Annotated in this window: 11 protein-coding genes; 4 read left to right on the plus strand and 7 right to left on the minus strand. The window is 40.3% G+C overall.

What is annotated here, in order from left to right:
* The first annotated feature begins 13 nt into the window (after nt 1-13).
* The 3 genes from M9194_RS20125 to sctQ are packed head-to-tail and all read left to right on the plus strand — an operon-like array spanning nt 14 to nt 1,845.
* Nucleotides 14-343, plus strand: a complete 330-nt coding sequence (locus tag M9194_RS20125) for a hypothetical protein (protein ID WP_250614493.1) — start codon at nt 14-16, stop codon at nt 341-343.
* Complete coding sequence (locus M9194_RS20130; RefSeq protein ID WP_250614494.1) at nt 327-821, plus strand: hypothetical protein; 495 nt, start codon at nt 327-329, stop codon at nt 819-821. Before M9194_RS20125 ends, M9194_RS20130 begins: the two co-directional genes overlap by 17 nt.
* Nucleotides 811-1,845 (plus strand): type III secretion system cytoplasmic ring protein SctQ, encoded by a 1,035-nt coding sequence (gene sctQ / locus M9194_RS20135; RefSeq protein ID WP_250614495.1) that lies wholly within the window; start codon nt 811-813, stop codon nt 1,843-1,845. Before M9194_RS20130 ends, sctQ begins: the two co-directional genes overlap by 11 nt.
* 86 nt (nt 1,846-1,931) lie before the next feature.
* Here the strand turns inward: sctQ and M9194_RS20140 are convergent, their stop codons facing one another.
* From M9194_RS20140 to M9194_RS20150, 3 genes are all read right to left on the minus strand, one after another.
* Nucleotides 1,932-4,208: a glycoside hydrolase gene (locus M9194_RS20140; RefSeq protein ID WP_250614496.1), complete on the minus strand. Its 2,277-nt coding sequence runs from the start codon at nt 4,206-4,208 to the stop codon at nt 1,932-1,934.
* Between the two features lie 779 nt (nt 4,209-4,987).
* A complete protein-coding gene (locus M9194_RS20145; RefSeq protein WP_431769434.1) occupies nt 4,988-6,547 on the minus strand; it encodes a M20/M25/M40 family metallo-hydrolase in 1,560 nt (519 codons plus the stop codon).
* An 80-nt stretch (nt 6,548-6,627) separates the two neighbouring features.
* Complete coding sequence (locus M9194_RS20150; RefSeq protein WP_250614497.1) at nt 6,628-8,964, minus strand: M4 family metallopeptidase; 2,337 nt, start codon at nt 8,962-8,964, stop codon at nt 6,628-6,630.
* 631 nt (nt 8,965-9,595) lie between these two features.
* On the opposite strand from M9194_RS20150, the gene M9194_RS20155 reads away from it, so the two are divergent.
* Nucleotides 9,596-10,474, plus strand: a complete 879-nt coding sequence (locus M9194_RS20155; RefSeq protein ID WP_250614498.1) for a response regulator — start codon at nt 9,596-9,598, stop codon at nt 10,472-10,474.
* Nucleotides 10,475-10,748: 274 nt separating this feature from the next.
* On the opposite strand, the gene M9194_RS20160 is transcribed toward M9194_RS20155, so the two are convergent.
* From M9194_RS20160 to M9194_RS20175, 4 genes are all read right to left on the minus strand, one after another.
* The gene (locus M9194_RS20160) at nt 10,749-11,954 is read right to left on the minus strand and encodes a hypothetical protein (RefSeq protein WP_250614499.1); all 1,206 of its coding nucleotides are present in this window, start codon (nt 11,952-11,954) and stop codon (nt 10,749-10,751) included.
* Between the two features lie 294 nt (nt 11,955-12,248).
* Complete coding sequence (locus M9194_RS20165; RefSeq protein WP_250614500.1) at nt 12,249-12,410, minus strand: hypothetical protein; 162 nt, start codon at nt 12,408-12,410, stop codon at nt 12,249-12,251.
* 195 nt (nt 12,411-12,605) lie between these two features.
* Nucleotides 12,606-13,301: an SPOR domain-containing protein gene (locus M9194_RS20170; RefSeq protein ID WP_250614501.1), complete on the minus strand. Its 696-nt coding sequence runs from the start codon at nt 13,299-13,301 to the stop codon at nt 12,606-12,608.
* A gap of 450 nt (nt 13,302-13,751) precedes the next feature.
* Nucleotides 13,752-14,250: class I SAM-dependent methyltransferase (locus M9194_RS20175; protein WP_250614502.1), on the minus strand; the 499-nt coding region annotated here is incomplete at its 5' end.

The raw sequence follows: 14,250 nt of genomic DNA on the forward strand, positions 1-14,250 counted from the left end.
CATACGCAGAAAAATGGCACAAATTGAGGCCCAACAAAAAGATTTGCAAGCGCAAGACATTGAGCTGAATTCGACGCGATTGGAGCTGTGGGAAGATTGGCGTCATAAGTGCAGCCAACAAACGACGTTTGATCATAAAAAACTCATTGCTTTTAAATCGCAAATGGCAGACTTACATCGCCGTGATATTCAGCTTAAGCAAGAGATTGAACGAGCGAAACAACAGCATGAGCGATTGGAGCATGAGCGATTAGCTTTGATAGTCACATTAAAGAAAAATCGCATAGAGCAAGAAAAGCTTAACTATCTCATTGAGGGTGAATTCAATGAATATATTCGCTAAAACCCATTCTTCGTCAAAAGCGGCCCACGTCCAACATGATTCGTCTCATTCTGATGATAGCAACGAACAAGCCTTTGGCAAATTGCTCAAGAAACAAAATAGCGATGAAGAGTCCATGATGATGGGTATCTTCCAAGGCCGTAGCGATAGGCTAATGGAATTCATTTCCCCTTGGCCTAACAATGCCACCGAGCAAGTTCAATCTCTAAAACGGGTAGGTTCGGTGTATCAGTCGGATACTTTCGCCATCACTCGTGTCAGTATCCATTCATTGCACGTTAAACTGCTAAGTGGCCCTATGATTGGGCTTGAACTGCAAGCGAGTTTGTCTGCCGGAAGGGTGCAAATAGCCCTTAAAGCTAAGCAGGCAGATCAGTATCAATCTTTAAAGCGTTGCATGAGTCACCTTGCGCACAAAGCCAATTTATATTGCTCATACAGTGTGGACATTCACTTGGAGCCGCTTGATGGTAGATAGCAATATATCTGAGCTCGCTGATCTAGATTTAGCCAAGTTTCCACTGGAGTTAATGGCGCTTTATCGACGCATTGGCCATGGTTTTGAAGCCATGATAAACGAGCACAACAAGTTGACGTTGAGTATCGAGGCGGTCAGCTGTGCAAGCAACGAATGGCTATTGGTCAGGCTAACAATTTTGGCAGAGAACGTAAGACTATATTGTAAAGCCTCTGAGTGGCTGGACTTTGTCCGGCCACTGTTAGCGGTAGATGAGTTTGCTCATATCCCATCGGATCTTCACGCAGCGTTAACGCAAGCGTGTTTATCGGACTTCACTGGTTGGGCCAAACAACATGGCATATCGATTGACAATATTGAGGCGATTACTAAAGCGCCGTGGTCTGATCGGCGCCATAGTGAGGTTAGCTTAACGACTTCATCGGTTTTCAATCCAGATAGTAGGCTTTGTTTTTATCTTTTAGGCTGCTCGAGCCAGACTATCGAAACACTGACACAATCGATGTCACCAGTGGAAACAGTGCCAAGGTTGGAGACTTTGCCAATCGCTTGTGCTGTGGGGTTTAGCATCATCACAATGGCCCAATTGAAGCAGCTGCGCATCGGAGATGTGGTAGTGCTGAATTGGAGTTGCAATATCGATAATGGCGAATTACTGCTTTTCCAAAATAGACCGATATGTGGGATTAAGTTTGTAGATAGTGGAGGCTTTATTGTGGAACAAATGATGAATGATTTTGATGATCTGATGGATTTATCAACGAAAGACGAATTTCCAGGCTTAACCGCTCAACAAAGTCCTGTGAATCTAGACCAAATCACGGTACCGATCATAATGGAAGTTGGCCAGATAGAGGTATCTTTTCATGACTTAGCAAATTTGCAATCTGGATCAATATTGGAAACGCAGCTCGTGGCTAACCCTCAAGTCCGGCTTAGAGCCAATGGCAAAGTGATTGGTTTCGGGACGTTAATGCAAGTGGGAGAGCGTCTTGGGGTAAGAGTTGAACAAATGGCGGAGTAGTAAAACAGGGATAATGAAGCTCAAGCGTGTATTCAGTACGCAAGCTCGAGCTTTACTACGATCTTGGCTAAGATAGAAGCCCCGATTTACATCGGCTGCCAAGTGATTGTTTTTCCGTTGCTTAGTTTCGCCACTATAGACATTGGCGCAATATTCAATCCCTTAGCGTGCTGCACTTTTGAGGAGAAGTTAGCCACAATAATACTGCCATCGCTAAAGCGGGTTAATTGTACGTTACCTTGCTTGTCTAACCACTGAAAGTCGACCAGCTGCTTGTCCCAGAGCACGGAATGAACCGGCAAATAGCCGGCTTGGTAGTGACGGAGTTGTTGCAAGCGAGGGCTTTCAGGTGAGGACATTTCATCGCGAGTTAAATGGACCATTGCTGGGGTATTGTAAAGCATACTTGTCAGGTCACGTTCTTTCTTCACATTACTAAATTTAAGGCTATCGCTGTGCCAATGATGGCTATTGATCACCTCATCATGAAATACCGCTTGATACAACGGAACGCGATATTGTGGGGCAAATAATAGTGTTTTGTATGGCTGTTTGACTTTTGCCGATTTGAAGAAGAAGTCCGGCTTATTATCTGGGAACCAGCGGCCTAAGTAATAGGGCGATTTGCGATTGCTTTTCATGTCTTTATCTTGCCAACCAAAGCCGACCGTTTCTAGCCCATGCGCAAACGCAAGCCCTGATGTGGTGAGGCTGTTGCCATCCTCGCTGCCTAGCACTACATGTTCATGCTCAGCTGTCCACATTAAACGACGATTAAAGGAAGCAAGCATCGTATCTTCACTTGTGCCATTTCGATAGTCCTCATTGGCCATTCCTGTTCCATCGACATCGAGAAAATAGCTGTTGAAGTGGCCATATTGGATGACATGCTCAATGCGCTTCTTTACATAGCTTTGTTGGCAGCCTGGGTTTAAATAGTAACCATTACCTCGAAAGCCTTGCTTGCTTTTGCCATTAGCCTGCTCTATAGCACAGGATACACGCATGACTTTCGGCAGTTGCGCGGTGAGCCATGTGTCATTTAATCCGCGAGGGATCGCCGTATTATAAGAGTCATAGACGCCAACCAGATAACCCGCTTGCTCAGCTTGTTTGACCACTTGAGGCTGATAAAACGCAGGCATCCAATTGTCATAGCCGATCCATAACTTTTTAAGCCCCGCTTTTTGAAGGTTTTCTACTCCTTGCTTAGATAGCGCTTGCCCCCAAAAACTTGGGTCTATCAAATATTTCCCGGCATGTTGACTAAGCCAGCTTTTTCGTTGCTGCGCGGCTTGATATTGAGATTGAATCCCATCATTTTCAAAAGTTGGCGCTTGCGCAGGGAACTTTCGCTCTAGTGCGGCATTAATATTGTTTACTAGCAGTTGTTTGTTGTAGTGATTAAACCATTGCTGGCCTTTTACAATACGTTTTAGTTCGGCAACGTCAGATTTGGCCGCGGTAGAAGAAAAATTTTGCAAAAACCACGCCTTAAGTCCCCACCAGTCGGTGACGTCTTTGGCTGAGATGCCGTCACGGCCAAAGACATATACCATGCTTGCGCCAATCAACTTAGCGATATTGGGGTTGCGTTTTTCCTTCTCCGTTAGAGGATCAGTCATGTGTTGATCAATACGCCATTGCCGATACGTTTTTGCTCCAGATAATATCGACTCACCATGACTTATGATGACAGTAAAAACTTTAGTGCGGTTTAACGGAGTAAATTGATGGGACGCTTGCATACCAATTCGAGCGTTACCGTCTTGAAAAGTGAGCGTGTTATTCGTTGCCGTGACCAATTGAAAGCTAAAGTAACCACTTGGCGTTTCGATGCTCCAAAACGGCATTTTTAAATCTTGCGTGGTATTAGATGGAGAATAGTTGTGCGTTAAAAACTCAGCCCACTGACGATTGTGGATAGGCACTCTCATCCCTTCACTAAAAGGCAATATTAACGTTTTTACCTGATGCTTAGGTAATGAAAACCAGGTCATATTAACTGGCTGTGCTTTTTTAATCGATACAGAATGGTCGAGTTTAAACTTAAGCGTGAGTTTATCTGTTAACTGGGCTTGGACATGGACATCAGTGGAAGGTATCGTCCAACTTACCTTGTCTTTGGAGCTCTGTGGCTTTATGACTACAGATTGAGCTGGGCCATCTACTTGATTAATCAACTGCTTATTCCACGTTATCGCTAGTGTGCCCGGATCAATGGATACGCTATTCTTGGCACTTTCTAGGGTGACAGCTGAGGCACAAAACGAACAAAATAAGCTTATTGATACAGTGTATTGGGCAAATGAAAATTTAGTCAGGTAACGAATGGGACGGAAGTTGGGAATTTGTCTGAACATTTTTCTTATCCATGAAAAAGTAATGTCTGAGTAAATCATTCAATCTAAAAACGAGCCGCCATTCTATAAGTATGTATTAATACTTTCGTCAGGAAAAAGACAATACCGTAACTTAATCTGGGTATAAATCTTGGTTAAAATGCACTATAACTAATTAATATGGCACTTTATAACTTAATATGTTTTTTCACAGTCTGATTGACTGCTATAGAGTCCTGTAAAGCCCTACTGTCTATGGAGTGATTAAAGATAAGAAATATTTTCAAAGAGAAAAAGATTGCAATGAGAAAATAGTGTTTTTGTGAATTGTTTTCATGCTGAATTTATTTAATTTCGTATTAGGTCTGTTTATTAAGATACTTGTTCCATAATTGTTTTTAATCTATTTGGTTATTAATAATAACCATTTAATATAAAGTCTTATCCTAGTATTTGTTAGACTTTTTGTGTCGAATTTGACCATGCCAAGCTAACTAGTTTGGCATTTTTTCGATCTAAAGAGAAACACTAGAAAAGGGAAAGTACAGAATTTTATATAGGGCTAAGATTGGTTTTTTGATGAGTTTATTCTTAATATGAGAAAGGTTTTCTAGATTGCCATTAACTATATTCCAATATGAAGGCTTTATATCTATTATGCGAAAAATAAAAATTGTCACATGAGAGTAAATAATTTTAATAGGAATTGAAAACCTCAATTTAGATCGATGTATTACAACAAAAATGATGTGGCCTACTGAGTAGAACCACATCTTAGTGTGCACCTTTTTTTGAGGTTGTTACTTAGCGGAAGTTAATTGAATCGTCTCTGCCGTTAAGCCCTTGTCAAACTTGGCAACAAGCTCGACTCCAGTAAATTTTCGATACCCTCGTAGCATGATACTAAAGTCACCGGCTGGCTTGCTGAAAACACACTGCTCATTGCTACCATGTAGAAATGGTCGACAATCAAAGTTGGTTTTGCTTACCTCGCCATTGTACTTCACGTACAGATCAGCATCTCCCCGGTTAGAGCCTGTCATTGCAATAGTGACGCGACCTGCTTCTTGAGTCTTAAAGGCGAACAACTTTTCTTCAGCGTAATCCAAACCGATATCGACAACAGGTACACCCTCTTTCAGCTCGGTAACGCCTGGATTAGTATCAGCTAAGCTCGTCTCAACAAGATAAGCAATGGCTAATTTGGCAAACTTTTCTGCGTGTAATGCATGACGATCTGAGCGCTCTAACGTATCGTCTTTGGTGTGTATATAAGGGTTGTAGTCATGAAAGAAGCTTTCAAATGGCATGGCTGCAGAGTAACCTTCGTTATGCCAGGATGCATGATCCGAGCATGCGTAACCACAGTTATCAAAGTCGTAGGTGATGTCGTTTGCATACTCATCGATGAGCTCAGTTAAATAGGAGGTCAAATTACTGTCGGTATAATCAGTGATGAAGGTAATGTCATGCGCTGATCCGTTGTAGTTTGTCATATCCAATTGCAATACTGATACAACGTTGGCTTGCTCATGTTTCAAGGTCTGAGCAATGTCTTGAGAGCCTCTCAGTCCGACTTCTTCTGCTGCATATCCGTAAAACTTAATGGTTTTATCCGGCTGGATCCCACTGGCAATCATCAAACGTAGCGACTCTGTTACGATGGCAATGCCTGATGCGTCATCATCTGCACCAGGTGAAATAGTGCCTTCCGTCGTTGACGATCCAACGGTTGAGTCCAAATGTCCTCCAATCACAACCACTTCATCTGGATTTTTAGCGCCTTGCAATGTGACTTCTACCGATTTTTGCGGATATTGCGTATGGGTAATTTGTCGTACAGAGGCGTACGGAACATTTTCTACGACCGCCTGCCATTCATCGAATAACCAATTAGAGGCTGCGATCCCCGTAGATGTGGTGTAGAAACGGTTATCAAAACGAGCCAAATTGCTGATGGTAGACACGATTTTTTGACGATCAATCTGTAGCAGCAAAGGGTTAACAATACTTTGGTGGCTGATGACGGGTTTTTCAAATGAACTGTTGGTTAAAGGCATGGATGCTGCTCTGATAGCACTAGCCTCATCTTTGTGTACCATAAACCCACCACATCGGTGAGTACTGGCATGCATATAGCTGGAAAAATCCGCCAATTGGCTTTTATCCATCTTAGCGATGACGGATTCTCGGTTACTGACTATCCCAGGTACTAGGGTGCCATATACGCTGACGAGGTGCCGAGTATCTGAGCCAGCCGTAATCCAAACTTCATTGTCGTCAACATCGCTGTTTGCCCATGCCATCGATACCGACATGGCGCCTACTACTGACAATACCTGCAAAACCTGTTTTATCATCTTTTCGTCCTAAAAAGCTTTTTATTGAATTACAGAAATAGAGGGCTCGATGCAGAGCCCTCTAGGATTATCAAAGTCGATCAGTTAGCATTAATGAATCGATAGTGTTTCGTTTCAGAGCAAACGCCACTTGATGTACAGACTTGATACTCTACGTCAACCGTACCAGTGTGTTGGAATGTATCGACATAAGAATTAAAGTCCGTTGCACCCACGTTTTTACCATTGCGTTTAATGATGAAATAATCGTTGGTGTCGTATTCCCAAGCCAACTTAATTTTAGCGGTGCCGTTGGGCTGCTTGTTACCAAATTGCAGCTTCAAAGGGAATGCATCAGAGCTATCTGCTATCGTGACTTGCTTGCTCGTGGATGAAGACGCCCCAGAGTCATCGGTGACCGTTAAGGTAATGGTGTACTCTCCTGCAGCTTCATAAGTGTGGCTGACTGACTGACCACTTTTGGCGTTACCATCACCTAGGTTCCATTGATAGGAAACAATCTCTCCGTCGGTATCGCTACTGGTACTTTGTAGCTCAACTGTCTGAGCTTTTGTTGTCAGCTCAAATTCAGCGACGGGTGGTTGATTGGTATCACTTGAATCGAACGTCGCTTTGATATTCGCATCGCTGTATGCGGAGTAGCCAAAGACATTCATTGTGTAGCGACCTGGTTCTGGGTTGTCAATCACACACACTTCATCGGTGATACTTTCACTTTTACAGATATTCTCTGTAGGGCTTGGAGCGTAATCTAAACCGACGTAAAGATCAGGGTCACCGTTAGATACCGAAAGCTCAATGGTTAGCTTTTCCTTGTTTTCTGGTACTTCGATATCAAAATAACGCTTAGATCCTGTTCCGCCGGATACAGTTGCCGATTGGCCATTTTCTAAACGTTGATATTCTGGCTCTGGTGGCAGAGGGGGCTCAGCACATGGGTCGACCCCAACAACATTAAATGCCGATACCACGCTAGATACTTCGTAGCCTAAGTCACTTGCCGCGTTTTTCACACCACAAGCGCCTTGCCAAAAGTCACTGTCTTCAGCCCAGTAAATTTGGTTTGCGAGTACAAACGCTTCAAACGCTTTTTTGGTGTCCCAGCCTTGGGTGGTAGCGAGATGATAGAAGGCTTTGTTAAAGACCCCCGAGCTATAGTGAACATTGAGTCCGTCATAGTATTCGGAAACGTTATCGATGGACTGTCCATCACGTGAAGGAACATCCATATAACGCAGCGCCCCTTCTTCTTTGAATATATCACGTCCGACCATCCAGTCATTTGAGCCTTTCATGTAGTATTCAGCGGCTTCGCCTGCAATATCAGAGAAGGCTTCATTCATACCACCAGATTGACCCGAGTAAATTAAGCCCGAGTTTTGCTCGGTAAACCCATGGCTAACTTCATGAGCGGAAACATCTAAACTGACTAACGGATAGAAGGTGTCTTGGCCGTCACCAAATGTCATGGCCTGACCATCCCAAAACGCGTTCTCATACCCATTGCCATAGTGAACACGCATCATTAATTTGAACGTTAGTGGCGCGGTGTCAAACCAATCCTTGAACATGTCAAAAACAACGTTGCCAAAAAAGTGGGCATCATTCAGAGGAGAATAGGCTCCGTTAATGGTTTTGTGAGTATTTCTAGGGCACTCATAGTTATAAGGTGTGGTCCCATCTACGCCGCCGTTAAGGTCAACGGTAATGACATTATCTGACTCCATCACACAGTTATCGCCATTGGCAATCACATCCAAATAATGGTAGTCAGTGCCATATTCGTACATGCCAGTTTTCTCATTACCACCTGGGCCAGTACCTATTTGTGCATGGGTTATACCTTCCCAACGCTTAAGCAGTTCGCCAGTATGCGCATCAATCATTGTAAACGGACGAGTCGGATGGCCCTTGTTTTCAACTAAGTAAGAGATCAGATAAACAAGGCGTGTTTTTTTGCCATCTTGATAAATAAAGAGTTGGTCTTTGACGTTTTTTAAAGACGATTCAGGGCTCAGCCTAGAGGCGATATTTTTGCTAGCAATATTGGCCGCTTGCGCCCTATTAATGGAAGGTTTGACAAAAGAGCGTTCAATAGTGGTGGTTTTGAGGTAGTTTCCTTGAACGGATTTGAGTGCTCCTCCGCGAAAACTTTGGGTTGCATTTAGATGATGACCCCAAACAGGTACGCCCCAAATATTTTGTTGAATTTTTACTTTATAGATTCCTTGTTTTTTCAGATTTACTTCTTTTATCGACTTAAAGCTCGTGGCGTTGTTTACCCCTAACTGCGAGTTTAACCCCGAAAAACTGGTAAAGTTGATCGGCTGACGTATTTGCGTTGACTCAGTACTGTAGGCTGGTAAAGCGGCTAAACTTAGCGCCGATAAATAAATCAATCTTTTTAATGTTTGCATATTACCTATCACTATCCATGATGAATGGACGGACAAGCTAACATGTGAATTGGTTTTAGGTTACATTTTTCTTACATATTAAATGAGTTATTCTATATTCATTCAGTAAATTAGTGAAAATGACAAAAATAATAGTTACAAGATTAGATGTCTTTCAAATGCCATGAATAAATATAATACTTAAAGAAAATAACTATGCTAATTTGATTAGCCGATTGTGTATAAACGGACACTTAGAGAGTAACAGTGGATGGTTATAAAAATCGAAGCCGAACATAGGGCGAATACATAATTTATGATTAGTATCATAGAGCAGTGAAATTCTAATTTCATGGCAATTTCAATCCTAAACCTTAACCCAATAATGAGGGAGTTGCTGAATGTTTCCTTATAGTAAGGGGCACAGACAATTGACAATGATTTAGTGATGGCAATTAAAATTTGTACTGATAGAGGAAAATGACAAATGTTCACACTGGTTATACATATCTGAACATTCTAAAGATAGAATAAACCGCCACCACGTATAAAATGATGCTAAGTGTCTCTACTCAAGCTCCGTAAATCTATTGGATGTTTTGATAGAGTTCAGGGAAAAATGCTGTCAACTACAAGGGAATAAGTTGAGATTATGGATGGCCCTACTGTCACAAAAAATACGATAAATTTAGATCGTATCATTACTGATTTAATACCCACTAAAAGCAGTGTGAAAAGTGACACAACATTAGATGAAACTAATCGGTTTATTTCGGAAAAATGGGAAGAAAGTACCTTATTAGATGAACAAAATAGCGATTCTGCCTTATTGCCTTTCCATTTTGATATACAGCCTTGGTCTTTAAAGTTCCTTGTAGTTGATGATCTAAAAACGAATCGATTACTACTAGGCTCTTTATTATATCGGCTGGGGCACAGCTGTGATTTTGCAGAAAATGGTAAAGAAGCAATCCACAAAGGCAAGCGTTCGGTTTATGACGCTGTTTTCTTAGACTTAAGAATGCCCGGTATGAGTGGCTGGGATACATACTGCGAATGGAGGAAAGTGTCGAATCGCGTGCTCGATCCAGACTGTATGGTCATTGCTGTTTCGGCAGATGCAGGCAAGGCTCGGCACGATAAAGCCATTGAGTTTGGTATGAGTGGTTATCTTGCCAAGCCAGTATCACTGATTAATCTTGATAAAACTGTCAAAAATATCATCGCACATCAAGTAAAGAGAAATATCGATCTGCTCCCTAAGCGCACAGTTCAGCGCTCGATATTAAAAAAGGAAGACATTAGGCAAGAATTAGGCTCTACCATTGACACCTTGGTGAAAGTCAGCAAAACAGGAAATCTTGATGAGCTGGGCAAAGTCAACCATTCGTTAAAGGGAATAACTGGCAGCGCTGGAATACAAGCACTACACAAAATAACAATTGAATTGGAACGTTGTATACATGCGGGGAGGTCCGTGAACGACAGAATTAAAAAAATTGTAGAGATGAATGACATGAACCTGTGGTAGGGAGTATCCATTTCAATACGTTTCGACCTCTATATTTAACATAATTTTAATAATGCGCACTTAGGGTGTAACTGCAATATAGTAATGTCACTATTTAGCCAGATAAAAATGTCACTCTAGTCTACGTTTCTAGTTACACATACTCATGCACTTCTTATCTAAACAAGCACTGGATGCCTTTCATACACTGATTCCATGGTGCGTGTTTAAGGCTTGTTCACTCGAGTTGTCAGGCATGATCGCTCTTGGGTCCAAGCCATAAAAACAATACAGATTAGTTCGAAAATGATGTAGATATAAAATCGGACAATTTGTCTATGTCACTATCAGTCAATTTAATATTTCTAACGTCAGAGTTATTTTCAGAGACTAACTCATTAAACGTTTTCAGAGAATCAATGGCGTTAGAGAAGGTGAAGGCGCTGTTATCTAGGGACAACCCAGTAAGTGCATTTTTGACATCCTTAAAATAAAGATCTCGCCCGCTATCGGCTGTGAGCTTTATAACCATCCGGTGATCTCGATGCGGCTTGGGGTATGTTGTAAGTGCCAATATTAAAGGCTGATTAAAGTCGATTAATCGCCCACCACTATAGTCAATATTAACATTATCAATATTAATTCTTTTTGTGTAGTTACTTTTACCGATTAAGAATAACAATCTCTTATATGATCTCACCCACGACTTTACCAATCCAGCGTAGGCATTTGCGGTGTTTCTCATATGATATAGCTCAACAAATGAATACCCACTAAGGTTTATTTTCCCAACCAGGTCATTAAGCTCAGTTACCAGGTGTATTGATAGATCTTTATAGTTTCCATCGTAGAGATAATAGCCAAGCTCAGCCGGTGAAATACTTGAAGCATTCTGATTAAAAATTCTAAATAGTTTGGCATTACTCACACTAAACCCGAGGGTGTTCGCTACATTAATTCCAAATTGGAGTGGGCTGGAAACGCCTGCTTCTCTAGCTATCCTATCAACAACATAGTCAATTATTATGTCGGAACTCCCATTGATATCAAACTCGTATTTTGCTTTGTTTGTTATTGTGATATAGAGACTATTAATTTTTTCCCAAGATACCGATGGCTCAACCCATGGGTCACCTGGGAGGTCATCGTCAGGATCGATGTAATCACTTGATATCTGGACTTTTGGCTCTATCCTATATCTCTTAATGTTATCTGTGTATTCAATGATCTTATCTATTTTTCCATTAATGTAATAATCTTTAAGCTGAATCGGAAACAACTTATAATCTAACCCCGATACTATACATGACGTGATGTTTGGGGATGGAGTTAAAAATTCAAAGTTATTCCTCTGGTTGTAATTATAGTAACCAGAGTTGATATTATCGCTGAGCATCATATTGGCTTGTATTTTAGCATTTAAGCAACTTGCATTTGTTTTAGTAGGCAGTAGTAACCCCAAAAGCAGAGTAAATATAATATTCTTAGTTTTAATGTTCATAACGTCCTGTGTGAACCTGTTTGCTAAAAGTAAGTGGAATAAAAACTAACACTGATCTATCGTGACTTTATTTTTTACTGTAAATCAATGTGTTATGTTATTTTTAACTTTGCTAATAACTCTACTCTAATTGAAATGTAAATAATATAACACAGGGGGGTAAATGATATGTTTATTCCATATTTAATGACTATCTAACTGTGTTCACCCGTATGTGACAACTGGTATTTTTTGTTGATTAGTTTACTGTGATTTAAAACAGAGTATTGTAAAATATTTCTCTACATTTTCTCACTATAGTTCCCAGTTTTTATCGAACTCTATTTTCTCTTTTATATCTTCGATTCTCTTTCTTATAGTCATTATTTTAGGCTGCTTGCTTATCCTCTTGTTATTTTCTTCAGAAACTACAAAATTATTGTGTTTGTATGGGCATGTTTTTTTATTGTTAGACATAATAGATCCCTTAGTCTGAGTTTTATAGATTGTTGATAACATATTATTATTAGGTGTAAATGTGAAGTGGTTGATAATACGTGCCTAGTATATTTTGTAGAATAATATATTACTCCGAACTATAACTATAACTAACCATGCTAATGCGTTGTTAATCTACTTTTGTTACATGCGTGAAAACAATTAGTATATGGGCTAAACATTTACATTGATGGCATTGAGCCTTCTATACTTTTCTATCTGCTTTTTGATAGTCCGGATTGGCTTTATCCAAGCATTCATGCCATTGAGTTTCAGTTTAGTTAAGTATAATTTTGCTGCCCCTCTATTACTAAAAAAATTCAATGATAATATATATAGGTTTTGTTTTTTTATACGCGCCCTATAAATTAACGCGGAGCTAGACAATTTATACTTACTAATTAAGCGATAGATCTGAGTAAGATTTTTTGTGGCAATGATTTGTACCGTGAAATCACTTTCTAGAGAAGACATAATTTTACTTTCAGACTTTTTTATCAAGGAAATGTCGATAATATTTGATTTTTCTTCTCTAACGGCTTTGTTAGCATTATCTTGATTAGATAGCTTTCGGTCTTCAATATCGTATTTCTTTGAAGGTACCTTAGTGCGTGGTGTAGGTGAGATCTTCTCTTGGCTGATTTTGCTTTCGGCTGAAGAGGTTACATCTGAGCTTCTTATTTTATTTATTATGTTACTCTTAAGTGGTGATGTCGTACCAGTTTGAGATAATATCTCATTTCTTAAATGGTATCTATCACATCTCTTAGATAAACTATTGATTGATAAAAAAACTGAGTATAGAGATATTATTAGAGTTAGTGTGAAGATACTGAGTAGAATGCCTTTATTTGATATTTTTCTATGCATAGCTACTCATTTTTCTCTATTAACTTTCATATTTTAAAGATGAAATTTATGGATCTTAGTATGAATAGTAGATAGATGTTTTTGATTAGTTGTTACACTGGCGTGAAATATTTTAACTAGGTGTATTTTATAATAAATAGTTTAAATCTGAGGGATCCCCACAAAGACCTGATTGGGTAAATTCAACAAAATGCCACAATACACGTTATGATAAAGTGGCATTATAAATCATATATATAGCTCTAATCAGGTGACTTTCTTAGACTCAACGAAACGGAGAAGAGCCAAAGTTATTAGCTTTGGGCGTCTTTACTAACAAGCTTTTGTTTTGGAAAAAGTAGCCACTAGTATAAAAGTGGATAGCAAGGCTAATACCGACTGGGGCATTCGCTAGCTATCATCAAAGTTTGCATCCGAAATGACTAGATTTTTGAATTTAGTGTTTCCTCGTTACTTAACTTGGGCGGAATACAAGGTTAAGCCTTCATATTCAGACACTAGTGCTAAGGAGCTAAAACCGCTACTTTCTAGTGCTTCTTTCTGCTCATTAACCGTCATAAACATGCTTGAATCTTTCATCCCGGGTTCACCAAATACAACATCGCACACCAAAAAGTAGCCGCCGGGTTTGATCACTTTTTTGATGTTGCGATAAACATCGCGGGCAAGCTGTTTATCTTTCACTTCGTGGATGGACTGCATGCAGACCACCGCATCATATCGGCGTAACTCGGAAAAGCAGTTTGAATCTAGGAAGCTGCCAGTTTTATAGAGAATGCGAGAATCGTACTTACTAAGGCGCTTAGAGGCAATGTGGTTCATTGCTAAAGAAAGGTCGAACAGAGTGTAAGTGCTTGGCCTATTTTCTCGGATAATCACCTCAGCAAGGTGGCCTGGACCTGAGCCAACTTCTAGGATAGAAATCGGGTGGTCAAATAGAGTCTTTAGC

It is taken from the genome of Vibrio sinus, assembly GCF_023634645.1.
Taxonomy (GTDB): domain Bacteria; phylum Pseudomonadota; class Gammaproteobacteria; order Enterobacterales; family Vibrionaceae; genus Vibrio; species Vibrio sinus.

Bases quoted from the DNA above. Each gene is read 5' to 3' on its own strand.
- M9194_RS20150 (WP_250614497.1), bottom strand. From the start codon at position 8,964: ATGCAAACATTAAAAAGATTGATTTATTTATCGGCGCTAAGTTTAGCC.
- M9194_RS20165 (WP_250614500.1), bottom strand. From the start codon at position 12,410: ATGTCTAACAATAAAAAAACATGCCCATACAAACACAATAATTTTGTA.
- M9194_RS20160 (WP_250614499.1), bottom strand. From the start codon at position 11,954: ATGAACATTAAAACTAAGAATATTATATTTACTCTGCTTTTGGGGTTA.
- M9194_RS20125 (WP_250614493.1), top strand. From the start codon at position 14: ATGGCACAAATTGAGGCCCAACAAAAAGATTTGCAAGCGCAAGACATT.
- M9194_RS20130 (WP_250614494.1), top strand. From the start codon at position 327: ATGAATATATTCGCTAAAACCCATTCTTCGTCAAAAGCGGCCCACGTC.
- M9194_RS20155 (WP_250614498.1), top strand. From the start codon at position 9,596: ATGGATGGCCCTACTGTCACAAAAAATACGATAAATTTAGATCGTATC.
- M9194_RS20145 (WP_431769434.1), bottom strand. From the start codon at position 6,547: ATGATAAAACAGGTTTTGCAGGTATTGTCAGTAGTAGGCGCCATGTCG.
- M9194_RS20170 (WP_250614501.1), bottom strand. From the start codon at position 13,301: ATGCATAGAAAAATATCAAATAAAGGCATTCTACTCAGTATCTTCACA.
- sctQ (WP_250614495.1), top strand. From the start codon at position 811: ATGGTAGATAGCAATATATCTGAGCTCGCTGATCTAGATTTAGCCAAG.
- M9194_RS20140 (WP_250614496.1), bottom strand. From the start codon at position 4,208: ATGTTCAGACAAATTCCCAACTTCCGTCCCATTCGTTACCTGACTAAA.